A 24,390-nucleotide genomic window follows, 5' to 3' on the forward strand; every position below is an offset into this window, starting at 1 on the left:
TTATGTTATATTACAAGTACTAAAATAGCGTGTGTTTTACACTTGTTTTTAATTGCTCTTTTACGTGTGTTAGATAATTATTATTAGAGCGTTTTTTAATTTTATTATAAACCGTTCTTCTATCTCTAAAGCTTTCGAAATGGTCTATTTTATACTGTTGTAATATTTCTTGATTTTGAAATAATGCTAACACCTCTTTTTCCTTGTTATTAAGCTTTGATAATGAAACACTTTGTTGCTTTTCTATTTTATCATATTTACTCAATAACTCATCTGCTAACATTTGATACTTCTTTTTATCTATTAAATCTTTAACGGTATAAATACCAATAGCATTTTTACGATTGTTTAGATTACGTGTATAGATTTCTAACTCGAATCTGAATAATGGTTTATTTAACCTTATACGTTCGTGTGTTTTTACTTCAAAAGTTTTATCGTAACCTTTAACAGTATAATCTGTGAGATAGAATTTTTTACCGTATTGTTTATTAGCACCTAACATTGGTATTGGTGTTTTACCGTTTAGACTTAACCAAGGATCTAGAATTGGTTGTGCTTCTTCTTCTATAACTGTGCCTACTGCTAAATAATGAATATTTGCATTATAAACATTGAACGGTAAAACACTATCTAATTTCTCTAATGCCTTAACGACTTGTGAATAGGTAAACAACTCGTAATTATTACCCATATACCATTTTTGTAATGAGTTATTACAAGAGATTGTATTTCCTTTTAAACGCAGGTCTAAGTTATTTACACTCGTTTCATAACCTTTTACTTGATTTGTTTTTTTATTGAAAATAGGTGTCCATTTTAAGCCTTTCCAAAAAAATGGACTTTCTTGTTGTTCTATAACTTCTTTAGGTAACTGTGTTACTTGATGCTTTATTTTAAGTGTGTCGTACAAAACGACTACCTTTTATTTTTAAAGGCTTTATTGTAGTTTTTATCTAGTAAGACTTCTACATCTTTCATCTTATAGTAAATTTTACTACCTATTTGAGAAAATGATATCTTACCCTCGTCTCTCCACGTTTGCGCTGTACGTTTACTAATATGCATTAGCTGGATAAACTCTTGATTGTCGAGAAAAGTTTCTTTTGATGTTTTTTGATTAGACTCTAAAGTAGAATTTAATTTGTCTAATCTTGATACTAAATTGTTGTACTGCTCTGATGTTAAAATTACTGCTTCCATTTACTTCTTTTTTAAATGTTAATGATTTAATTATGAAGCAAATATGAGTTAACAAAGGAAGCAAAAACAGTTACATACGGTTATATAACCCTACGCAAAACCCTTATAAACATTGACTTTAGTGGGAATAAATTATTTTAATTTTCTTAATTCTGATAGCATTGTATGTAGATGTTTTTCCCAAAATTCGATAGCTTTTAGATCTGGACTATTACATTCGTTTCTTAATTTTTGTGTACTGATTCCTTTTTCTGTAGATTTTTTAGTTTGAAAATTAGCAGATATGAAACGGAATAATTCGGCATCTGATTTAGTATTAAATATTTTAGGTTTTAAGTCATTTATCATTTTAAATAATAATGCTAATTGAGGAACAGAAAGGTCTGTTTTAAGTTTAGGTGTGCTTTTTGTTTGTGGATTTATTAGGTCTTCCTTTTCTTGAATTTTAGATAATTCGGCATTAATTAAACCTTGTAATTGGTAAATAGGGAAAAACTCTAATGGAAAGAATAATTTCTCTTTATTGATATAGGTATAATCTAAGGTTAAATCGTTTGTCTTGACATCTAAAGCTTTACTTTTTCTTATGTAACCTAACATTATTAAATCGTCCTCTGTATGACCTTTGGCTTTTAAATCTTCAATTGCTTGTTCAGTTTCTTCTTCGGAATAATTACATTCAAAATCATCTTTTTCACCAAACAAATAGACTTCAATATCTTTATATAGGTACTGTAATGCATCTTTATTTAATTGGGTGCGTTCTTTTACTATATTATATAATTGTAAATCTGTATGGTCTTTAGTTCTAATTGTATCAAGTAAATCGTATATCTCGTTAGTTTCTTCTGATTCGGTTTCTTCTTTATGATATTGTAAGAAGCTTTTAAAGGTGTTTAACCTTTCAGCTATTGCCATATATTTTATGAAGTGGTTCATAAATTTATTATCAATACCGTATTCGCCATCTTCAATTACTTCTTCCCAAAATGACTCGTAAACTTCTTCAATAGATTTTAATGTTTTAAACTTTGACTTTAAAACCTCTAACACATCATTAATTTCAATAGATAGAAAATTCCTTACTAAACGTTTTCTATAATCGTATATTGAATCTCCATCTAAATCAAGTGTTGAAGGATTAATATAACAAGTCAAATATCCTGCAATATCTGGACTACATTTTGCAAGTTTCTTTTGCATTTTTTTGATTTCACTTTTTGTGAAGTCGTGTTTTTCATCCTCGTTTACACAAGATACAAACATCATTTTGTCTTTATCTTTTTGACTATAAGTATTTGTTTCTATGAAAGCATCTATAGCTTCTGTAAGCTTTTCTAATAATGTTAATTCTATTTTTGAATATTCTCCCATTTTTTAATTGATGTATTTGTCTACTGCATTATCTAATTCACTACTTATAATTTTTGCATAAACCTGTGTAATTCCAATATCGGAATGATCCATTAATTTAGATACGTGTTCTATACGCATACCATTGTTTAATGCTCTGGTAGCAAATGTATGTCTGCTAATATGAAAGGTTAAAGAAAATGGTAACTCTAAAGTTTTACCCATTTTAGTCAGATACATATTACTCAAAGCTGTTGCTTGTCTTACTACTTTTTCCCTGTGTTCTCTGTCTGTAAAATAATCGTTATTAATATTTGCGAAAGGAAATATTATATCGTCTTGACTTACATTTTCAGTTTTATATTTTTCTAAAATATCTATTGCCACTTGCCCAATTCTAAGACTGTGCTGTCTGCTTGTTTTACGTATTGTCTTTGTTATTTTATGCGCTTTTGCATTGTAATTATTCCACTTTAATTCTATTACATCGCCAAATCTTAAACCTCCTGCAAAGACAGCAAATAGAAACATATCTTTTATGATTTGTGCCTTTGCTTTATCTGAAACCTCTAATTTAGTAAAAGCTTCTAACTGTTCTGCTGTTAAAAAACGTTTTGTGCTTTTTGCTTTCTTGACTTTAAATTTACTAAATGGAAAATGATTTAACGGTATTAAATCCTCTCTCTGCGCTTCTTTAAACATTAAGCCTAGAATCTTTAGAGAAAAATTTATCGTTGTGTTATTGTTGCCTAAAGTGGTGCTACAGTAACCTGCATAGTCTTTTAAAGTGGTTACCGTTATATCATCGAACATTAACTCTTTATGGCCTACGAACTTTTCAAACTTTTTAAGGTAGTTTTTATAGTTGTTATATGTTGATAATGCTAAAGTGTCTTTTTGTTTTTCGCATCTGTTATATGCGTATTCAAAGAAATTAACTAACGGTTTCCCTTTTATAGCTTCTTTTAGTTTTCTTGCCGATGTGGATTGATTTTTAGTTTCTAAATCTGCTATTTGTCCTTGTGCATCTGCAACCTTTTGAGTTATGTAACTATTTAGTCGTGTAGAGTTACTATGATTTTTTTTAACCTTTTGCTTTTCTTCATCCCATTCGTTAGGCTCTAATTTTAAGCTTAAAGAAACGAAATTAGTTTTTCGGTCTTTTATCACTCTTAAATATAAAGGTGCTTTTCCAGACTTATCTACTTTTGATTTTTTTAAAATTAGTTTTATTGAAGCCATAACTTATTGGTTTATAGTCGGTGCAATAGGATGCAAACGAATACTAAGGTACAACAATAGGTACAACAAACAATGCTTTTTATTGTATTTTGTTACATTATTTTGCATTGCATAAAACAACAAAACCCTTTATTAACAAGGGTTTGAGTGAATTTTAAAGAAATTGAATATAATAGTTAGACAACACGGTGTTACCACACGTATTTAATTTCCGTTTTTCTTTTTTTCAGTTGGTGGTGCAGGTGGTGGCGGAATATTCAGAGTTCCAGATTCTTTTTCGGATTCAGCACTTATTTCCTCCATTTGTTTTTTACTCACAACTTTTATGTCGTCAACCAAATTATTTTCTCTGTCCTTAAATCGGATAAATTCAATATGGTTTTCGGTGTTATATTCTCCCAATAAAGCATTTAAAAATTTATATGGATTTATATTTACATTTTTATGATTTCTTGATGTACATATAAAGACCAAGTCCTAGTGTAAATTCTTCATACTGTATATAAATATCATCATATCCTATTTCTAAATCTCCATATTTTATTTTGTAATCTCCTTTTTCTATAGTTTATTTAAAGAATCATCACTACTAAATAAAGGCAGTAATGGGACTAGTAATGTCCCTAATGCCCCCGTTCCTGCATAAACAATTTCAATTTTTTTATTTTTGAAAATTTGTATTGCCTTTTGTATTGCTTTGTATGATCCTTTAATAAAACGAGCAGTTCTTACATAATCTTCCAAACAGTCTTTAGTATGTTTTGGAGATAGCGCTAGCCTACCATTAACTTCTGTGCCAGTTGCATTAAAATCCTTAAATAAAATGACTTTTAAAATTTTTGCGTAAAAATTTGATAATAAATTAACAGCCTTAATTTCTTCTTGCTCTGTTTTTGAATCAATTAACAGTTTTGTTATATCTTTTAAATGCAATTCAGAGGACATATCGTTTTTTATGATGTTTAAGATGTAATTTAATTAAAATTAAATAAATTATTTAGAAAAATACGTCTTAATAATTAGTGTTGCTTAAATATCATCACGGGTATGGTTGTTTGTTAGTTGACTACGTATAAATACCTGTTTTTTAAAATATTACGACTGTATTTGATGCTGAATTGTAAATAAAAATATATATTTGTTAGTGAACGTTAAATCTAAAAAAAAATGAAACAAAAAACTACTCAATCTTTACCTCTTAAATACTTACAGTTTTTTGTAGTATTTCTTTTTTTAAGCTGTATTAGCTTAGAAGCTTCGGCCCAAACTACAGAGGCATTCGAATATGAAACCGGTGGCTCTACGTCATTTACTGATAATGGACAAATTTTTAATATATCAAGTGAAGACCCATTGGAGTTATTTAATATTTTTAAAAGCGGAACCAATGATAATGGCTCAACCGATACAGGTCTCGGTTTTGGATGGGGAGGAAGCTCTGTCGATGATCAATTTATAGATAATACAGGGTCATCTAATAATAACGGACTAAATAATGGAAGCACCTTTACTATCGAAACTAATGATGGAACAGATATTAGTGTTAAAAGTTTTTATCTTTTTGTTTCAGATAGAATTCAAAATCCTGCAACAACAACGGTTACTATAACTGGTAAGAAAGATGGCTCAACGGTTTATACTATTGTAAAAAGTAGTGGCTTTTTTAACGGGGCATATAGCCCTAACAATGGCTTTACGTTAATTGACCTTGCAACTCAAGGGGGGTCTGATAATTCAAACATTGCTGTTGATGAAATAGTAGTAGCTTCAACAAGTAATGCAGATTACTTAGCTTTGGATGCTTTTACTTGGGGTGTGGCTCCGGTATGTACAGCGCCAGCTATACCAACAGCTGTATCGGCACCTGGAATAATATGTGATGGGAATGCCGCTCTTATTTCTATTTCTGGAAATAAAAATGATGCAACGCAATGGTCTGTTTATACAGGCTCTTGTGGAGGGAATTTAGTGGCGACAACAACTGGATCATCTGTTATTGTAGTCCCTACGCCACCAAGTACCACCTATTATATTCGAGGTGAAGGTGGTTGTGTTACACCTGGGGTTTGCGGAACCGTTACTATAAATACAACAGCTAGAGAAGATGCTTCTTTTAGTTATGGAGCACCGGGTTACTGTGTGGATAGTGTAGATCCAACACCTACTGTTACAGGAGTTGCTGGAGGTGTTTTTTCATCTTCAGGAGGGTTGTCTATAAATGCAAATACGGGTACGATTGATGTGTCAGCTTCAATACCTAATACCTATACTGTTCAGTATAATACGCCCGGTTTATGTGATGGTAGAGAAACAGTTAGTGTTACTATCGATGCATTACCAACAGTAACCTTTACAGCGCCTATGGATTTATGTATTGATGCTGGTGTGCAAGCTGGTTTAGGTGGCGGAACCGCTACAGGTGGTGTGTATTCTGGAGCAGGAGTTACCGATGATGGCAACGGAACAACGTATGCTTTTGACCCAGCAGGAGCTGGTGTTGGAACACATACTATTACATATACCTTTACAACCGCTAATGGTTGTACCAATGCTGCTAGTGATGACGTAGAAGTATTCGCATTACCAACAGTTGCATTTACTACACTTTCAGATTTATGTGTTGATGCTGGTGTGCAAGCTGGTTTAGGTGGCGGAACCGCTACAGGTGGTGTGTATTCTGGAGCAGGAGTTACTGATGATGGCAACGGAACGACATATGCTTTTGATCCAGCAGCAGCTGGTGTTGGAACACATACTATTACTTATACTTTTACAACTGCTAATGGTTGTACTAATGCTGCTAGTGATGCCGTAGAAGTATTCGCATTACCAACAGTAACCTTTACAGCGCCTTCAGATTTATGTGTTGATGCTGGTGTGCAAGCTGGTTTAGGTGGTGGAACCGCTACAGGTGGTGTGTATTCTGGAGCAGGAGTTACCGATGATGGCAACGGAACAACGTATGCTTTTGACCCAGCAGGAGCTGGTGTTGGAACACATACTATTACATATACCTTTACAACAGCTAATGGTTGTACTAATGCTGCTAGTGATGACGTAGAAGTATTCGCATTGCCAACAGTAACCTTTACAGCGCCTTCAGATTTATGTATAGATGCTGGTGTGCAAGCTGGTTTAGGTGGCGGAACCGCTACAGGTGGTGTGTATTCTGGAGCAGGAGTTACCGATGATGGCAATGGAACAACGTATGCTTTTGATCCAGCAGGAGCTGGTGTTGGAACACATACTATTACATATACCTTTACAACAGCTAATGGTTGTACCAATGCTGCTAGTGATGACGTAGAAGTATTCGCATTACCAACAGTTGCATTTACTACACTTTCAGATTTATGTATCGATGCTGGTGTGCAAGCTGGTTTAGGTGGTGGAACCGCTACAGGTGGTGTGTATTCTGGAGCAGGAGTTACCGATGATGGCAATGGAACAACGTATGCTTTTGATCCAGCAGTAGCTGGTGTTGGAACACATACTATCACTTACACATTTACAAATGCTAACGGCTGTACCAATGCTGCTAGTGACAATGTGGAAGTATTTAGCTTAGATATTACTATTACTCAAAATACAGCTGTTTTAACAGCGAATCAAGCTGGAGCAACTTACCAATGGTATGAGTGTCCAAGCACTCTATTAACAGGAGAAACAAATCAAAGCTTTACGGCAACTTCAAATGGTGATTATAAAGTTGTAATTACAACGGGTACTTGTTCTTTAGAATCAGCATGTGTAACTGTATCTTCTTTAAGTTTAACAGATGTCGATAAAATTGATTCTAAATTTTCAATGTATCCTAATCCCGTTTCTAATAATGTAAAAATCACATCTAGTCTAGGAGGTGATTTCCAAATTATTAATCAATTAGGACAAGTTGTAAAAGTATTTAATACGCAAGCTGCAGTAAAAACAACAGTTTATGTTGGAGACTTAAGTGGAGGCGTGTATTTTGTAAAAGCTATAAATAGTTTAAATGCTTCTTCTAAAAAATTAGTCATAAAAAAATAGTAAAAACTCTAATTATAGAACTTTATACAGTGTAAAAAGCGTGAATTCAAATTAAGAATTCACGCTTTTAATTTTTGTAAAAACTAAATTAATTAGCGTTTCTCAATTGGTCACAAAACACACTTAAAACATATCTAATGGTTGTTTTAGGTGTTTTTTTGTTTTATGGCTGTATCTCTTTTGTGCTTTATTAGCTCATTTTAAGTCCGTTTTTGTCGTATTCCTATAGAGCGTTGAGTTTATGGTTGTAAAGATCTGTGTGACTACTTAAAACAACTTGTAGGGTGGCTTATGAGGCTTGTTTTATCTCTGTTTTCCTTTGTGGTGAATTATTATCATTAGTCGTTGTTTTTGTTTAAGTTAATGCTGAAATTACCTTCGTTTTATCACCTAAAACTTCCTAAAAAGCTGTATGTTTATAGTAGATTTCTCAGTTTAATTTACAGCTTGTTTTTATAAGCTCATTACGGTTTGAAATAATTATTTGGAGTGTTGATTTTTATTACTGTAAATACCCCTGGTTATTTTGATATTTAAACTCTATTACGATACAGATGAAGCTCTACAAAAATTTAAAAGACACACTTTCTTTCTTTAATATTGATTGTCAGAACTCTTATTATATTTCCACTGGTCACTCTGTTTTTGAGTTCCCTGAAGCGCCTTTTCGTATGGATTATTATACTTTTTGTATCTGTACCAAAGGGGGTATTGATTTAAAGATTAATGGGATGGCTTATCAAGTGCAAACTGGCACTCTTATTTGTGCAGCACCCTCAACAGTCATACATTTTCTTAATGCTACTGATGATTTTCATATGCAATTGGTGTTTTTTAAAACCTCTTTTTTATTGGCAAATATTTCAGATCCTTTTATTATTGAAAAAATGGGTCTGTTTCAAAATGATTCATATTCTATTATTACAACTTCCTCTAGTGATCTCAATGTTTTATTAAGTATTGTTGATAAATTAAAGGCTGAAGAAAAGCGAACAGGAGCGTTTACTGTACCTAAAATAAGAACTTTAATCTTCCTACTTCTTTTTGAAATTGCCGAGATATACCATAAGGTTGCTCCCGAAGCTATTATTACTAAAGATAATCAAGCTCCACTTCTTTTAAAATTTAATCAACTTATTAGAGAGCATATTTTATTGCATAAGCGCGTTTCTTTTTATGCTAATGCTTTATGTGTTTCTAGTAAGTATTTAATAGAAATCACTAAAAAAGCTACAGGAAAAACTCCGCATGATCTTATTAATGATATGTTATTGAGGGAATCTATGGTTTTATTAGGTGATCCTGATTTGTCCATCTCTGAGGTTGCATATAAATTGCAATTTACATCTGTCTCTGCCTTTGGTCGGTTTTTTAAACGACAAACAAATTACACCCCATCAGTATACAAAAAAGAACATCTTTAAGTTTGTTTTTTAGGGATGTCATTTCTGAATTTAGGGATGCTTATCACATTATATATCCTGTAAATTTGTGTAAGACTCACCTTAAAACCCTTTAAATATGAATACAGATAGCTCAAAATTTGACAAGGTATTAAACGCCTCTCCCTATTTAGGACATGTTACTCATGATCCAGATGCAAGTAAAGAGGTTGTGCATCATTCCAAAGATAAACCGCTGCCTTTTGCTGATTTAACAGGAAATTATCAGCGTAATAAAGGTATTCCTTCAAGCTCTTTTGAATCGAGTAAAGTGTATATTGTAGGAAGTGGTATTGCCGGTTTATCGGCAGCCTATTACTTTATTAGAGATGGTCATGTTTTAGGCGAGCATATTGTTTTTCTAGATCAGTTATCTTTAGAAGGCGGTTCGCTTGATGGTGCTGGAAATGCCAAGGATGGTTATATTGTTAGAGGCGGAAGAGAGATGGAGATGACTTATGAGAATCTTTGGGATATTTTTCAAGATATTCCCGCTTTAGAACTTCCAGCTCCATATAGTGTTTTGGATGAATATCGTTTATTAAATGATAATGATCCTAATTATTCTAAAGCCCGATTAATTCATAATCAAGGAGAGCTTAAAGATTTTAGTAAATTTGGTTTGAGTAAGACCGATCAATTAGCCATTGTCAAACTTTTATTAAAAAAGAAAACTGATTTAGATGATTTAACTATTGAAGATTATTTTAGTCCTTCTTTTTTACAGAGTAATTTCTGGTTCTTATGGCGTACCATGTTTGCCTTTGAAAACTGGCATAGTTTACTAGAGTGTAAATTATACATGCATCGTTTTTTACATACTCTTGATGGGATGAAAGATTTATCCTGTTTAGTTTTTCCTAAGTACAATCAGTATGACACCTTTGTAAAGCCTTTAACCGATCATTTAAAATCTAAAGGCGTCCAATTTCAGTTTGATACTTTGGTTCGTGATTTGGATATTAAAATTCATGCAGAAGGTAAAGTTGTTGAAGGGATCATTACTGAACAAGACGGAGAAGCGGTAGTTATTCCTGTTGCTAAAAATGATTATGTTATAGTAACCACTGGTTCTATGACTGAAGGTACTCAATATGGCGATAATACAACTCCTGCTATTGTTTCACTAGATGCTATTTCACAAGGAGCTAGTAGTGGTTGGACGCTATGGAAAAACTTAGCCGCTAAATCTTCAGTATTTGGTAAGCCCGAAAAATTTTGTAGCAGTATAGCTCAATCGGCTTGGGAATCTGCAACATTAACCTGTCGTCCTTCGGCTTTAACCGAGAAATTTAAAGCTTATTGTGTGAACGACCCATATTCAGGACGCACTGCCACAGGAGGTATTGTTACTATCACCGATTCCAATTGGTTAATGAGTTTTACAATCAATCGCCAACCGCATTTTCCAACACAACCCGATGATCTTTTAGTGGTTTGGGTTTATGCTTTATATATAGATAAATCAGGAAATAAAGTTAAAAAAACCATGCCAGCATGTACTGGTAATGAGATTTTATCAGAACTATGTTATCATCTTGATATTGAAGATGCTATTGATGATGTGATTGCACATACTATTGTTCGTACAGCATTTATGCCTTATATTACTTCTATGTTTTTACCAAGAGCAGTAGGTGATCGTCCAGAAATAGTACCAGAAGGTTGTTCTAATTTAGGACTTGTTGGTCAGTTTGTATCTACTAAAAACGATGTTGTATTTACTGTAGAATCGTCAGTTAGAACCGCAAGAACCGCTGTGTATAAGTTGCTAAATTTAAATAAGCAAGTCCCTGATATTGCAAGTACACAATATGATATTCGTCAATTATTAAAAGCCGCTAAAGCTTTAAATGATAATGCTTTATTTCCAGGAGAACGTCTTTTAAGACGCGTGTTAAAAGACACTTATTTTGAGCATATTTTACCAACAGCAGTTGTTTCAGAGACTGATGATCATGATTCTTTTCTTCATGAACAATTTGAGCACCTTAAAGCATGGGCAAAAGGTATTAAGTAACCTTTTAAACAGCTATAAGCATTTTATTTTAAGTTAATTGCATTATAAACACTAAACAAATACTATCAAATGAATTATAAAAATATTACCGTTGCCGGGAGTGGCGTTTTAGGTTATCAAATCGCCTTTCAAGCAGCCTTTCATCATTTTAATGTTATGGTTTACGATATAAATGATGAGATGCTTGAAAAAGCAAAAGCAAAATTCAGTCTTATGAGTGCTGCTTTTAAAAGGGACTTAAATGCTTCAGATGCAGCACTAGATGTTGCTTATTCAAATTTAAGTTATAGCTCAGATTTAGCTACAGCAGTAAAGGATGCCGATTTATTAATAGAAGCAGTACCCGAGCAGCCAGAAATAAAAACGGCTTTTTATAAAAAGTTATCAAAAGTTGCGGTTGAAAAAACAGTATTTGTCACTAATTCCTCTACACTTTTACCGAGTGATTTTGCAGCAGTTACGGGGCGACCAACTCGGTTTTTAGCCCTTCATTTTGCTAATGATATTTGGAAAAACAACACTGCAGAAATCATGGGGCATTCTACTACAGATGCTAGTGTGTTTAATGATGTTGTTGCTTTTGCTAAAGCCATTGGGATGTTGGCATTACCTTTAGAAAAAGAGCAGCCTGGTTATATCTTAAATTCTTTATTGGTTCCTTTTTTGGATGCTGCTACTCGTCTTTTGGTTAACGAAGTTGCTACAGTTGAAACGATAGATAAAACCTGGATGAAAGCTACAGGCGCACCAATTGGTCCGTTTGCTATTCTTGATATAGTGGGTATTAATACGGTTTATAATATTAATAAAATAGCTTCAGAGCATTCTAGAGACCCTTTTAAAGCTAAGATGACTGCCTATTTGAAAACCCATTTTTTAGACACTAATAAATTAGGTGTTTCTACAGGTGCAGGTTTTTATACTTATCCTAATCCGGCTTATAAAGCCGATGATTTTTTAGAATAAAGGTTTTTTGGGCATTTGATGAGGTGTGATGGCTTTTAAAAATGTCTTAGATTACTACTCATAAATGTCCTAATGGTATTTGAATGTACGGGGTAAAAACTACAATTAATTTATAGACAATTAGTTGTAGTTTTTTATTTTAAATTAATGATTGCTTGGTCTAGCATAAGACTAAGTTTTTTTGCTCCAATTTCAGATAGGTGATCTGCATCGTAATAATCTTTTGCTATAAAATTAGAGTCGCTTAATAAATTTAAATAAGTACAGTTTTCATATTTAGTAGCAATTTCATTATTTGTATTTATCATTAAGTTTAGTTGTTCACTATTTAAGTTTTCATGATAGGTTTTGTATGTTGGAGTTGTAATTAAAATGATTTTTATATTACGCTCTTCACACCATTTTACAATTGCCTCTACATTAGATTTATTCTTATTAATTATTTGTTTACTCTTGTCTGTATTACTCTCTTTTTGTGTATGTCTTAAAGCTGCTTTTTTTCCTGTTTCTTCTAAGTCCTTTTGTTTTGTAGCATTATAGATTGTCCCCCATCCAAGGTTTGAAGAGGTGATAACGGATTTGTTTAAGATGTAGCTTGAAGCTATTCTTTTTATATTTGTACTTGTCTTATTACCAAAAACTTCAGAGTTGTCTGAAAGGGATTTAGATATGTTCAGGTCATAATAGATCATGTAATTTTTTATTCTCCATGCTTCCTTTCCATCTTTAAGTCTTGTGGCATAGGTGAAGTAGGATATAGGTAGTATGACTGTTTTTAGGTTTTTAAAGTTAGATTGGTATTTTTTCAGTATTTCAAAATCATGATTTGGATATTGAGAGACATGACTTGCATTAAATGTGTTACTCGAAAAGTAACTAGGGTCCACACCATAATATGTATGCGAGCTCCCAAGAATTAAGGTTTCTATTTCATTTGAATTCTTGTCTAGGTATTCTTTTTTAAAGGAATAATCATTAGGAATATTTCTTAATAAAATTTCCATTAATATAAAAGCAAGTATAATTGGTATTGCTATGTATATTGTGTTTGTAATGAATTTTCTCATAATTTAAAATTGAAAATAAATAAACTGTTGTTCTTTTCCGCTATACCATAATATTGCAAAAATGATGGCATAATACATGGCGTATCTGTATATTTTTTTCCAATTATGACCTGTTTTTTCAATAGCATATTGTTGTCTTCTTCCTGACCATTCTATTCCTAAAAATATAAGGATTAATATCAATACAATTATCGCATTATTTATTCCAGAGAACTTAGGGATGTTAAATAATGATTTGGAGAAAATTGTAGAAATATAGTTTAAAGCGTGATTCATGTTTTCTGCTCTAAAAAAGATCCAAGCAAAAACGGTTAATCCAAAAGTTGATGTCATTAATAACAGTTCTTTTAGACTAGGCCATTTATTGTCTTTAGCTACAACATCAGTATTCATTCGGTTCTTATTAAGTAATAATAAGGGTAGGAAATACATAGCATTTAATGTTCCCCAGGCAATAAAAGTCCAATTTGCCCCATGCCAAAAACCACTCACCATAAATATTATAAACGTATTCCTTACTTTCATCCAAGTACCTCCACGACTTCCACCTAATGGAATATATAGATAATCTCTAAACCATGTTGACAGTGATATGTGCCATCGTCTCCAAAATTCAGCAATATCTCTTGAGAAGTATGGGAAAGCAAAATTTTGTTTTAAATCAAAACCAAAAAGTCTTGAGGTTCCAATAGCTATATCTGAATATCCTGAGAAATCCCCATATATTTGGAATGTAAAAAAGATGGCTCCTAATACTAGAGTGCTTCCAGAGTAGTCATTGGAGTTATTAAATATTTCATTCGCTATTTGTGAACAGTTATCTGCGATGACTATTTTTTTAAATAAGCCCCATAGTATTTGGCGTAAACCATCAACTGCTTTACTATAGTTAAATGTTCTTTTTTTATAAAATTGGGGTAATAAATTTGAGGCTCTTTCTATTGGGCCTGCCACTAGTTGCGGAAAGAAACTTACAAATGCTGTAAATGCAATAAAATCTTTTGTAGGTTCTAGTTTTTTTCTGTAAACATCTATGGTGTAGCTCAGTGTTTGAAACGTATAAAAACTGATCCCAACGGGTAAAATAATATTTAAACCTTGTATGTTTATTGGTGTGCCTAAAAAAGAAAATGCTGTAATAAAATTATCTAGGAAGAAGTTGTAATATTTAAAAAACCCTAAAAACCCAAGATTTACTAATATACTTATCCATAGTAGTATTTTTCTTTTTTTTATATGTTCTTCTTTAGATAATGCAACTCCTATTGAGTAGTCTATTACTGTGCTAAATAAAATTAAAGCTAAAAACCTCCAATCCCACCAGCCGTAAAAAAGGTAACTCGCCAAGACAATTAATAAATTTTGAAGCTTTAAATTTTTGTTTACTACAAACCAATATAATAAAAAGACTATGGGTAAAAATATAGCGAAATCTATGGAATTAAATAACATTCAGTTTTCTTTTTAATGATTGTTTTCCTTTTTAATGACATTGTTTAAAATACTAGACCGTATACGAGAAACTTATGTATGCTAAAAAGATGATTTGTATTATGTTAATTAGCGAATTTAACTTTTTTTAGCAAAACATTCTGTGTATTGAAATTTTTATTCAGATTTTTAGTTGTTGCTTGGCATCTTGTTGCTTTTTCTTATATTTATATATCAATATAATTTGTAGGTTTGCAGTGTTCCTTTTCACTGTATTTATGTCAGATCACAAACCACGTACTAAAACCCCTTGGCCCACCGAAGCCGCTATGTCACAAGTTTATGACCAGCATCTTTGGGGTGGCGCTGCTAGCGATTTTTATTCAGGAGACGGTTCACATACTCCCGAAATTGTACAGCCTTATATTGCGGAAGTTCATGCTTTTTTAACTTCTTTTGAAAAGGATTTAACTGTGTGTGATTTAGGTTGTGGTGATTTTAATGTTGGTCGTTCGTTAGTGGACGCTAGTGCGCACTATATTGCTGTGGATATTGTACCTGCTCTTATTGCTCGGAATAAAAAGATCTTTATGATGCCTCAGTTAGAATTTCAATGTTTGGATATTGCTGTTACCGCTTTGCCCGCTGGCGATTGTGTTTTAATTCGGCAAGTACTACAGCATTTATCTAATGCAGAAATACAACGTATTGTCCTTAAATTACAGGCTTACCAGTATGTTGTTTTAACCGAACATGTCCCTGAAGGTGATTTTACACCTAATATTGATATTATTTCTGGACAAGGTACGCGGCTTAAAAAAAATAGTGGTGTAGATTTGCTTCAGGCTCCATTTCATCTTAAGGTTGTTAATGCTCAAACAGTGTTGTCTGTTCCTTTAGCACCAGGTAAAGGTGTGATTGTCACTACAATTTATACGCTTTTTTAAATACCGTTTATCGGTAATATATGCAATTTTAACAACTACGGGTTGGGTACGGACTATGTACGGCTTATCTACGGACCATCTATGGACTATCCATGGACCGTCTATGGCTTATCTATGAGGTATGATTAGAGGATTTATTTCTGTTAGATGTGGAATGTTTATATTTACAATGTCTCATATTGTATGCACTAAATGTTATCTATGAATTATTTTAGTATTGTTAAAGCTGTTCAAACACAAGGCGAAATTATTACTATGATTATCCTTGGTGTGCTTGTTGCTTTGATGTTTATTTTTGCGGTGGTTGTATTTATCGCTTATATTGTTAAGCATCTTTTTATAGGTATTGAAACATTTAGTATTCGGGTTTTTAAGCCACGATTATTTTTTAATCATGTGTATTTAAAAAAACGCCAACTTTCCCCATCCCTCCATGGTATCTTGGCCTCAGAATTTGAGTTTTATAAACGATTAAATGCCAGACAGCAATCGTATTTTGTACATCGTGTACAGTATTATATTGGGTCTTGGGAATTTATAGGAAAAGATATTGAGATTACCGATACCATGAAAGTTTGGACTGCTGCTACTGCCGCTAAGTTAACTTTCGGACTCCGGGATTATAAGTTTGCTCTTGTAGATAAGATTATCATTTATCCTCAATCCTATTATTCTACCCTTAATAAACGAATGCATAAAGGCGAATTTAATATGGCTTATAAAGCTTTGGTTTTTTCGTGGAAAGATTTTGAATTGGGGTATTTAGATACTACTGATAATATTAATTTGGGAGTACATGAGTATATGCATGCGCTGCATTTTACGTTCTTAAAAAACAGGCGTAAAAGTGCTAGTGCGACTTTATTTTTGGTGGCTTATGACGAGTTGGTTACTTATTTATCGACTCATGAGCGTGTGAAAACGGCGTTAATTGCCTCGGGGTATTTTAGGGCTTATGCTTTTGAAAATCATTTTGAGTTTATCTCGGTACTCGCCGAAAATTTTATTGAAACCCCTGCCGCATTTGAAGATCAGTTTCCTGTGATTTATAGTAAGATTAAATTGATGTTGAACTTTAATTTTAAAGGCTATTAATATTTAAACCTAAAAAAGCCTCACTAGTTATAGTGAGGCTTTTTTGTATGAGGTATTATTTTTATAATTTAAAAATAACTTGTGCTGTGTATTGGTAGTGGTTTGTGTTAATTCCAACATCTCCGTTATTAGCTGCAAATTTAGCCATTACTTGAGTTTTTAAACCAAATGTTTGGTTTTTGTTTAACCAGAATAAAAATCCTCCACCTAAGTTACCTGTAACATTTCCTGTACCTGTATGTTTAAAAACGTCTCCTTCACCAAGAAGAAACATTCCTACACCGGCAGATGCATACATGTCTAACCATTTTACAGAAGGAATAATGTGATCTCCAAAGTAGTATTTTACGTTTGTATCAAGCGCGTAATATGTATACTTTTTGTCGCTAATTTCAAGTTCATTTTTATCAAAACCATTTATAGTTCCAGCAATTTCAAGAGAGAAATATTTAGACCATGCTTTTTCAGCACTAATAGCAATAGGAGTTTTAAATGCCCAGTCGTCAATATTTTCAACTGGTGATTCTGATCCTGTATCATTGATAGCATTCACACCAATACCAAAAATCCAACCGTCGTTCTCTTGTGCATAGGTACACACACTTAAAAGTAATGCGATTATTAATGTAATTTTTTTCATTTTCGTTCCGTTTTAAATTCGAGATAAATTTTAAGATTCAAAAATAGCGTTTTATCAATTAATAGTGTTCTTTTTTTTAGAAAATATCATTTTGAAAAGGTGTTTTCTATAGCTTTTGTTATTGATTACTAATATAATTCGTTCCCTATTCTCAAAATAGAATACTTTAAGAAATTTAGAAGTCGCTTTTATATATTTGCTTTTCAGTTTCAGAAGGTGTTGTTTTCTATAGCATTTCATTTTAGGATGAGACACTATTTCTGTATAATCGGGATAGTATATTTTTGCTAATTCTAAAAATGACTGTCCGAAATTTGTCGTATATAAGTGTGTGATTAGTGTTTCATTTTTTGGTGTGTTTAACATCAAGCTATCATATAATGTGCGGTGATTGATTTCTCCGTAATAATGTCCATGATCGTTCAATTGCCAATTGCACACATTATGTAGTGCTCTGTAGTAGGGGTTAGGAATAGCCATCCCTTCACGTATTTCTCGGGTTTGCAATACGTGATTTACATTTATATGGTGTTGGTTTTTTTTAGCTAATAATTGGGCGTGTAATTCTATTGCTGCTAACTCCTTATCAGGAATCAAACGCTCTAGGTGTCTGTGTTGTGGGTTGTGATAGGCAAAGCCTAATGTTTTTGAGTATCCATTTGCTTTGATGAGGTTGAATGCCGTTATGAGTTTTTGTTTTTCCACTAAAATATCAATATCTCCAACCATACGTTCTGCAAGATCATTGTAATGGTTTAAGACTAACATCGCGGTTCCTTTTAAGAAGACATGTTTAATATTATGGGCATTTAATATTGCCGAAATATCTGTTGCCTGCTTTAGGATGGCGCGGTTTCTATTTCTATTGATCTGGGTGATCTCACTTAAGTATACTTCTAAATCTTTAGGTAGTATCTGTAAGGCGTCTTTTGTTTTTAGGTTGGTGTATATGGCTGGTAATACTAGATTTTTACTGCCTTCCATCACGATGTTATCCCAGTTAACATTGGTAGACATTGTATTGTTTAAGTGGGTTCGTGTTGTGTGCCTACTTAAAATTGTTGCAATCTGTTGGTGCGTTATTAGGTTGGTCTCCATAGTTGGGTTTACAAACTATTTACATTTAGCTGTTGGATTTAAAAATATCTGTAATTGCAGCAATTCCTGAATTGGTATTGCTATAAGTTAATTGGTACAAGTTAAGTGATTTTAACCAATTTAAAAATTGTTCGGCATGTATTGGGTTTGGAGAAATCCAAGAATCTGGAATAAGCGTTTGTAATACTTTATCAATAGCTATAGCTTCTACTACCGTATCTGCGTCCTTTTTGTAATTTACCATTACGATGGCACAGCAGGGGTAATTATGTTGTTTTGGTGTTGGAAACGGCACATATTTTATCTCTCCTTTTTCTGGGTTATAATTTGAAGTTGCTAAGTTATTAAAATTAGGAACGAAAGGTTTTATACGTTTAAAAGCACCGTGTTTTATAGATACTGCAGCGGGGTTGTGGTGTATGTTTGTGGTATCTGCATTTAATGGCGATACATCGTCGGCTACTAATTGAAACCCATGGGTTGCTAATAAAGTGGTTAATGTGCTTTTCCCTTTTCCCGATTCTCCCATTAATAGTATTGCAGCATCGTTATTGCTAATTGTTGAGCCATGTAAGGTGGCTATCCAATCTGCTTCGGTATTGTTATAAAAAGTACACAACATTAGCATTACAAATTTCCCTTGTATGCGGTGGTATTGGTGTTGTGGTACTTTAATGATTAGTTCTTCATCTTTAAATAGATGCAATTCGCCGTTAGCTAGGTATATGTCAATTTTAGCTTTTACCGTTGCTGTAGTTTCGGTTTCTAAATGCGATATACTAGGATGAATTATATTTTTTAATTTCTGACTACTATAGCACACTTGTAGTCTGTGCTTGTTTATGGTGTAGTCGTTTTTAATTCTTGCTTTATTGGTCTTGAAATTTGCCTGAGTAGTGGGTATTTCAGGTGTCTTTTGATTGCATGATTTCAAGTAGTTTTCAATATGCGATGTAATTATTTCTTTATCTGTAGCAGACATCGTGTTTTCTAAGCTATCCTGAAACTCGTTGCTTGTTTTAGCCTCAAAAAAAGCGTTTAAAGTGACTTTAAACGCTTTGTCTATAACTGTATAACTATTTGACGATTGGTACCACAGTATCCAATGTTCTCCGTGCTTTTTTATTAAGGTGGGGGCTAAGTTATGCTTCAAATTGATTTTATTTTATTCATCAAACAAACTACCACTTGGATTAGGAGGTCCTGAAGCGGCTTGAGATTTTTGAGGGTTTAATATGATAAAAGTTCCAACGGCAGTTAAAGCGGCATATTTTCCCATTTTTTTGATGGCTTCTTTTCTCGTCAGCTGATCTGTGTTATTTTTTTTAGTCATGATGTCTCTTTTCAAAGTTAAAAAAAAGAGATGCAATTTGGTGTGTATTACATCTCTTTTTTAATGCTGTATTACTTAATAATTACTTTTTGTGTTTTCTGTTGTGTATTGTTTGTCAGTTTTACAATATACACCCCTGCACTTAGGTTATTAGTTGTTATAGCTTGTGCATTTGTATTGGTGTTTAGGGTTTCTGTTTTTATAGCACGTCCTTGTATGTCATATAATGTACAAGTTGTTTTGTGTGCTAAAAGGCCTCTAATCTCAATAGTTTTTGTGTCTGATTTTGCAAACACATTTATTCCGTTTAGTTCATTTTCTACGGTATTTAAAGCGCTATCTGCATAACGTAAAAAGAAACGTCCTGTACCATTTATCGTTTCACTTGGAGTTATTGTATAATCCCCCGTATTCAATAATGTAAAGGTATTTGTTACATTATCCTCTAAGTACACTTGTACCGTTTCAGGTATTGTAGATGCGTTGATGCTGAAGGTCATTTGTTCCCCTTGATTTGCATTTACCCCTAAAGCTATAGTAACGTTTGTAAGGTCGTTATCACTTAATGATTGTACTAACATTGCACGTCCTTGATTATCTTGAACCAAATGCGAATACAATGCAAATTCTGGTATCGTGTTACCAAAACGTGCGGCGTCATATCCGTGATCTAAACCTTGCGATGCATTTGCTGTGAAGTAAAATTCAGTAGCTGTAGCATTTGAAGCGGTATTCAGTTGTAACTGTAGATGAGAAATAGACGTGTTATTTGTTCTTCCGTTTATAAAATCATCCTCAGTACCTATAGCACGCATTGCATTTGTAAACGTAACTGTTTCTGCTACTGTTGCAGCTGCTACGTAAAATCCTTGACCAGGAGCGATTTGTGTTCCTGGGTTTGCTTGTGCGTAAGCTAAATTATACACGGTAAAATCTGAACCATTATATCCGTAAATTCCTGCCTCTTCCGTAGCGAACTTCGCATTGTTTTCAGTTAAAAACTCGCTTAGAGTGATGTAAGACGGGAATGGGTTTCCTATAAGGTTCCATTGTTCATAACCAGCACCAGACGTTGTTATTGGAGCTACTACAGGCGCTGTAGCTACTGTTCCGGTAAAGGTTAGAGTTTCTCCTGCGGCGGTTGCTGTTCTGTATCCAAGTCCGTTTACTAAAGCAGAAACTGTTGCATCTGTATAATTTACATATTGCGCTGGAATTGCCGTTTTATCAAAAGGCGCAAACCCGTATGTAGTTCCGCTACTTAATAATACTGATTGGTTATTTGTTAGGAAATCTGCCCAAGTTTGTCCTACTAATGGTGGTGCAATTAGATCGTTACCATTAGCTGTTGCGTTTACAAAACGTTGGTAGTTTACTGTTCCTGTTAGTGTACCGTCTACAATTACACTAGCAAAACTTGTTGCTGTTGATTGTAGGGTTAGGTTTCCATTATTGATAATGTTTTCTGTTATAGTCATAGCATTTCCAGGTGTAACGGTATATGTCGCTCCTGTTTTTATTTCTAAAGATTTAGCCGTTAAATTATCATTAGCATTTATGTTTGAAAAAATGATAACCTCATCACCACTGGTTGCATTATCAAAACCATTTCTTGGCATCCAAGCCGCATTATTGTATCTAAATTCATTCTCTAAAGCCCCTGGAGTCATATCTACATCATCAGCATCTGTAATTGTCCATTCAGAAGCTGTCCATGTTGCATTAGGGCTAGTTGTCTTTGGGTTATTTCTTATGGCTCTCGCGTTTTCGTATACCCAATCTTTACCTGAACCATCTTCTCCAATTACACCATAAGCATCTAGCAGAGTTCCTGAACTGTAGTTTCCGTCAAAATATAAGTAGTATCCGTCATCACCATTACCACTAACTTGATTGTTATTATTATTACTATCAAAACCATATGTATTGTTGAAGCTTGTGCTTCCAGATATTACATATACTTCTCCTGGGTTTATAGTACCTGTAAGAGTTATGTCGTTTATATTGTTTCCGTTTACTTGCTTTACTAAATAAATGTTTTGAGCGTCTAAATCAATAGTTGTTGTACCGTTATTATATAGTTCAACAAATCTTCCGTTACTTGCATTGTTATCAGGATCTGCTACTTCAGATATAATTAAGCTTGGTACAATAACAATTGCATTACTATTAAATGTATTACTTGTTACTGGACCTGCATAACCATCATTAGCTGTTAATGTTAATCCGTTTTCAATCACTGTATGTATTAGCGTTGCAAAGGTGGCAACTCCATTTGTTGCATTTGCTACTATAGATGTACCTGTTAGAGTTCCTGTAGATGTGATGGTTATATCTGAATTATAGTCGGTATCTATATTTCCATTTGTATCTACAGCAGCTACCGTAACTTGAGGTGTCATTATCGCTTCAATTTCAGTATCTGTAGGTTGTTGTGTGAATGCTAATTGTGTTACTTCAACATCTATAGTGAATTGGCTACTGTTAACCTCTCCAGAAGGCAGACTAGAAGCAAATCCTGAACCTGCTGTGTCAGCTGTAAATCCGCTTGCTGTTTCTGGGATGTTAAATTCTAAAATACTTCCATCTGTAATATTGGTTGTGTTTAAGTACACTCCTAAAAAGAATTCTACCGCTGTAGCATCTGCGATTGCGATTGGTGTGCTAAATGTTAAAACAATTTCATCATCTTCAATGGTGGTTGTTGTTGGTGTGTAATCGTTAAGACTGTCGTCATATAATGTAATGCCTTGTAAATGATCTGTCCAATCTGCTGTATTATTTGTACCAGGCACAAAACGCATAGTGGTGATGTTTGTTGGTAAACCATCTGATGTTCCTTGATCTTCAATATTGAACGCAAATACATCTACAGACGTTGCTACTGTTGTATTATCTTCAGCAGTTAGTGTTATTGCTGTAATTGGAGTTGTTGATTCATAAATTTCGGTGTCTTGATCTTTAGCAATTACATTATCAATACTAACGTTTTCAATAACCCATTCTTCGGCACCAGAACCTGCTGCGGTATCATATACAAATGCCAAGTAAGCTACTCCTGTAATACCTGAAGCTTCTACGCTTGTTATTGAGGATGGAGAGTAGCCTCCTCCAGAGGATGTGTTGTTTGGGTTGAAGGTTAATGCCGTCCAAGTTGCCGTTGTAGGATCTCCAGAACCTGAATAATCTGTAGAGTATCTTAATTCAAATTCTCCTACTTCATTAGTTGTGTTTCCGTATTTTTCTTTAGTTGTGACATCAATGATAGGGTTGGTATATGCTGAGAAATCAATAGTAAAATCTGAAATTAACCAGTCTATATCGTCATTATTACCAAATCCATTCATGGTGTATGCTCCGTAAGTACATGTCCATTCTTTACTAGCAGATTCATCAAAAGGAGTCCATTCTGCTGTACCACAATCAGTGAAATCTTCATTGTAAGGTAATGTTGTTGGTGGTGTTGCATCATTATTCGTGATGGTAAGATTGAATGTGTCTTGACTTCCAACTTCTGCGCTATTTCCACCAGTTACGTTTTGTATGGTAAATGTTAGTGTGTCGTCTGGCTCAAAGTCTGTATCATCCGTTACTGTTATGGTTGCGGTTTGATTGGTTGCGCTATTTGCAGGAAATGTTATTGTTTGTGTGCTGTAGTTATTTATCTCTGAGGCGTCTCCAGTTGTTAAAGCGACTTCAAAGTTTGTTGCTGCAACATCTTCGTTTAGGATTGCAAATTCTAGGTTGTAAGTTCCTATACCTTCAGATACTGATGCTTCTGCTGCTGTGAATTGTACTTGGGTGTTTGTGGTGCTAAGTGTACCTTGTAATTTGATATTATTAACTCTAACAGCTTTAGTTCCTGTGTTTCTTAGCCATCTAATTTTGTTAGTAGATCCTGTAAGTGTACCTATATTAAAAGTGTAATTAATATAGGTATTAGCTAAATCAGTAAAAGATTGAGAGACACCATCCCAGGTAGCTCCATTATCCGTTGATATTTCAATTAGACAGTTTGCGGTGCTACCTCCTCCGTATGAGCGTAAATTAGTTACTAAAACTAAATCGGAGTAAGCTCCAAATGTTTCAGATGTTACATATCCATCAACTTCATCTATTTTCCAATAACCTGATTGTTGACTAGTGTCACTAAAAGACCAATCACTTGCTGTTTGGTTGTCGCAGCTGTTTTCAAAAATTGTTGTTTGCCCAAAGCCTAAATAGGTTGACATGAGTACCATTAATAATAGGTAGAATTTTTTCATTTAGTTCTATTTTTTAAGTTCGTAGCCAGAGGGATGGGACCACATTGATTGGTTAAAAGTGTAGCAAATTTAGAAAAACGAGTATGTTATTGGTTATGGAAGTGTTAAGAAACGGTGAAATCTACTTTTATATAGGTGTATGGTTAATAAATTCGATGAGGTGCTCTTTTTTAGGTGTGATATTTGAATTTTGCAGGTTTTAATTTTCAATATATCTGTGGTTTGTTCTTTTTGAGTATAAAAAAAAGCGTTTAAATACCTT

Annotated in this window: 19 protein-coding genes; 6 read left to right on the forward strand and 13 right to left on the reverse strand. The window is 33.5% G+C overall.

All coding sequences use genetic code 11. The features are described from left to right. Positions 1 to 19: 19 nt before the first annotated feature. From ACU4C5_RS07615 to ACU4C5_RS07640, 6 genes are all read right to left on the reverse strand, one after another. Positions 20 to 913: a hypothetical protein gene (locus ACU4C5_RS07615; RefSeq protein ID WP_446843595.1), complete on the reverse strand. Its 894-nt coding sequence runs from the start codon at positions 911 to 913 to the stop codon at positions 20 to 22. Between the two features lie 5 nt (positions 914 to 918). Then, entirely contained in the window at positions 919 to 1,203 is a 285-nt protein-coding gene (locus ACU4C5_RS07620) for a helix-turn-helix domain-containing protein (RefSeq protein ID WP_446843596.1), read from the reverse strand. 132 nt (positions 1,204 to 1,335) lie between these two features. After that, on the reverse strand, positions 1,336 to 2,577 hold the full coding sequence (locus tag ACU4C5_RS07625) for a hypothetical protein (RefSeq protein WP_446843597.1): 1,242 nt from the start codon (positions 2,575 to 2,577) through the stop codon (positions 1,336 to 1,338). Between the two features lie 3 nt (positions 2,578 to 2,580). After that, positions 2,581 to 3,798 (reverse strand): tyrosine-type recombinase/integrase, encoded by a 1,218-nt coding sequence (locus ACU4C5_RS07630; protein ID WP_446843598.1) that lies wholly within the window; start codon positions 3,796 to 3,798, stop codon positions 2,581 to 2,583. 204 nt (positions 3,799 to 4,002) lie between these two features. Beyond that, the gene (locus ACU4C5_RS07635; protein WP_446843599.1) at positions 4,003 to 4,200 is read right to left on the reverse strand and encodes a hypothetical protein; all 198 of its coding nucleotides are present in this window, start codon (positions 4,198 to 4,200) and stop codon (positions 4,003 to 4,005) included. A 159-nt stretch (positions 4,201 to 4,359) separates the two neighbouring features. Further along, positions 4,360 to 4,743, reverse strand: coding sequence for a hypothetical protein (locus ACU4C5_RS07640; protein ID WP_446843600.1), 384 nt, complete (start codon positions 4,741 to 4,743; stop codon positions 4,360 to 4,362). A gap of 222 nt (positions 4,744 to 4,965) precedes the next feature. On the opposite strand from ACU4C5_RS07640, the gene ACU4C5_RS07645 reads away from it, so the two are divergent. The 4 genes from ACU4C5_RS07645 (at position 4,966) to ACU4C5_RS07660 (ending at position 12,252) form a co-directional block, all read left to right on the forward strand. Further along, positions 4,966 to 7,824 (forward strand): T9SS type A sorting domain-containing protein, encoded by a 2,859-nt coding sequence (locus ACU4C5_RS07645; RefSeq protein WP_446843601.1) that lies wholly within the window; start codon positions 4,966 to 4,968, stop codon positions 7,822 to 7,824. A 554-nt stretch (positions 7,825 to 8,378) separates the two neighbouring features. Continuing rightward, positions 8,379 to 9,248: a helix-turn-helix domain-containing protein gene (locus ACU4C5_RS07650; protein ID WP_446843602.1), complete on the forward strand. Its 870-nt coding sequence runs from the start codon at positions 8,379 to 8,381 to the stop codon at positions 9,246 to 9,248. 97 nt (positions 9,249 to 9,345) lie between these two features. Next, a complete protein-coding gene (locus tag ACU4C5_RS07655) occupies positions 9,346 to 11,286 on the forward strand; it encodes an oleate hydratase (RefSeq protein WP_446843603.1) in 1,941 nt (646 codons plus the stop codon). Positions 11,287 to 11,355: 69 nt separating this feature from the next. Beyond that, positions 11,356 to 12,252: a 3-hydroxyacyl-CoA dehydrogenase gene (locus tag ACU4C5_RS07660; protein ID WP_446843604.1), complete on the forward strand. Its 897-nt coding sequence runs from the start codon at positions 11,356 to 11,358 to the stop codon at positions 12,250 to 12,252. Positions 12,253 to 12,386: 134 nt separating this feature from the next. On the opposite strand, the gene ACU4C5_RS07665 is transcribed toward ACU4C5_RS07660, so the two are convergent. Continuing rightward, the gene (locus ACU4C5_RS07665) at positions 12,387 to 13,319 is read right to left on the reverse strand and encodes a hypothetical protein (RefSeq protein WP_446843605.1); all 933 of its coding nucleotides are present in this window, start codon (positions 13,317 to 13,319) and stop codon (positions 12,387 to 12,389) included. Between the two features lie 3 nt (positions 13,320 to 13,322). After that, positions 13,323 to 14,771, reverse strand: coding sequence for an MBOAT family O-acyltransferase (locus ACU4C5_RS07670; protein WP_446843606.1), 1,449 nt, complete (start codon positions 14,769 to 14,771; stop codon positions 13,323 to 13,325). Between the two features lie 257 nt (positions 14,772 to 15,028). Here ACU4C5_RS07670 and ACU4C5_RS07675 point away from each other — a divergent pair, with 257 nt between their 5' ends. Together ACU4C5_RS07675 and ACU4C5_RS07680 are read left to right on the forward strand one after the other, a co-directional pair. Further along, the gene (locus ACU4C5_RS07675) at positions 15,029 to 15,697 is read left to right on the forward strand and encodes a class I SAM-dependent methyltransferase (RefSeq protein WP_446843607.1); all 669 of its coding nucleotides are present in this window, start codon (positions 15,029 to 15,031) and stop codon (positions 15,695 to 15,697) included. 201 nt (positions 15,698 to 15,898) lie between these two features. Next, positions 15,899 to 16,792, forward strand: a complete 894-nt coding sequence (locus ACU4C5_RS07680) for a zinc-dependent peptidase (RefSeq protein ID WP_446843608.1) — start codon at positions 15,899 to 15,901, stop codon at positions 16,790 to 16,792. Positions 16,793 to 16,853: 61 nt separating this feature from the next. Here ACU4C5_RS07680 and ACU4C5_RS07685 read toward each other — a convergent pair whose 3' ends face one another. From ACU4C5_RS07685 to ACU4C5_RS07705, 5 genes are read right to left on the reverse strand one after another with little or no spacing between them, the layout of a single operon-like run. After that, positions 16,854 to 17,432, reverse strand: a complete 579-nt coding sequence (locus ACU4C5_RS07685; protein ID WP_446843609.1) for a hypothetical protein — start codon at positions 17,430 to 17,432, stop codon at positions 16,854 to 16,856. Between the two features lie 54 nt (positions 17,433 to 17,486). Beyond that, a complete protein-coding gene (locus tag ACU4C5_RS07690) occupies positions 17,487 to 18,530 on the reverse strand; it encodes a nucleotidyltransferase family protein (protein WP_446843610.1) in 1,044 nt (347 codons plus the stop codon). A gap of 25 nt (positions 18,531 to 18,555) precedes the next feature. After that, on the reverse strand, positions 18,556 to 19,683 hold the full coding sequence (locus ACU4C5_RS07695; protein WP_446843611.1) for a phosphoenolpyruvate carboxykinase (ATP): 1,128 nt from the start codon (positions 19,681 to 19,683) through the stop codon (positions 18,556 to 18,558). Positions 19,684 to 19,695: 12 nt separating this feature from the next. Further along, positions 19,696 to 19,878 carry a hypothetical protein gene (locus ACU4C5_RS07700; protein WP_446843612.1) on the reverse strand — a complete coding sequence of 61 codons (183 nt, stop codon included), beginning with the start codon at positions 19,876 to 19,878 and terminating at the stop codon, positions 19,696 to 19,698. A gap of 56 nt (positions 19,879 to 19,934) precedes the next feature. Further along, positions 19,935 to 24,128 (reverse strand): T9SS type A sorting domain-containing protein, encoded by a 4,194-nt coding sequence (locus ACU4C5_RS07705; RefSeq protein WP_446843613.1) that lies wholly within the window; start codon positions 24,126 to 24,128, stop codon positions 19,935 to 19,937. Between the last annotated feature and the right edge of the window lie 262 nt (positions 24,129 to 24,390).

It is taken from the genome of Lacinutrix undariae (assembly GCF_052934785.1).

Excerpts from the sequence above, each read along its gene's own strand:
- ACU4C5_RS07620 (WP_446843596.1), bottom strand. The coding sequence starts at position 1,203 with ATGGAAGCAGTAATTTTAACATCAGAGCAGTACAACAATTTAGTATCA.
- ACU4C5_RS07625 (WP_446843597.1), bottom strand. The coding sequence starts at position 2,577 with ATGGGAGAATATTCAAAAATAGAATTAACATTATTAGAAAAGCTTACA.
- ACU4C5_RS07630 (WP_446843598.1), bottom strand. The coding sequence starts at position 3,798 with ATGGCTTCAATAAAACTAATTTTAAAAAAATCAAAAGTAGATAAGTCT.
- ACU4C5_RS07640 (WP_446843600.1), bottom strand. The coding sequence starts at position 4,743 with ATGTCCTCTGAATTGCATTTAAAAGATATAACAAAACTGTTAATTGAT.
- ACU4C5_RS07645 (WP_446843601.1), top strand. The coding sequence starts at position 4,966 with ATGAAACAAAAAACTACTCAATCTTTACCTCTTAAATACTTACAGTTT.
- ACU4C5_RS07650 (WP_446843602.1), top strand. The coding sequence starts at position 8,379 with ATGAAGCTCTACAAAAATTTAAAAGACACACTTTCTTTCTTTAATATT.
- ACU4C5_RS07655 (WP_446843603.1), top strand. The coding sequence starts at position 9,346 with ATGAATACAGATAGCTCAAAATTTGACAAGGTATTAAACGCCTCTCCC.
- ACU4C5_RS07660 (WP_446843604.1), top strand. The coding sequence starts at position 11,356 with ATGAATTATAAAAATATTACCGTTGCCGGGAGTGGCGTTTTAGGTTAT.
- ACU4C5_RS07665 (WP_446843605.1), bottom strand. The coding sequence starts at position 13,319 with ATGAGAAAATTCATTACAAACACAATATACATAGCAATACCAATTATA.
- ACU4C5_RS07670 (WP_446843606.1), bottom strand. The coding sequence starts at position 14,771 with ATGTTATTTAATTCCATAGATTTCGCTATATTTTTACCCATAGTCTTT.
- ACU4C5_RS07675 (WP_446843607.1), top strand. The coding sequence starts at position 15,029 with ATGTCAGATCACAAACCACGTACTAAAACCCCTTGGCCCACCGAAGCC.
- ACU4C5_RS07680 (WP_446843608.1), top strand. The coding sequence starts at position 15,899 with ATGAATTATTTTAGTATTGTTAAAGCTGTTCAAACACAAGGCGAAATT.
- ACU4C5_RS07685 (WP_446843609.1), bottom strand. The coding sequence starts at position 17,432 with ATGAAAAAAATTACATTAATAATCGCATTACTTTTAAGTGTGTGTACC.
- ACU4C5_RS07690 (WP_446843610.1), bottom strand. The coding sequence starts at position 18,530 with ATGGAGACCAACCTAATAACGCACCAACAGATTGCAACAATTTTAAGT.
- ACU4C5_RS07705 (WP_446843613.1), bottom strand. The coding sequence starts at position 24,128 with ATGAAAAAATTCTACCTATTATTAATGGTACTCATGTCAACCTATTTA.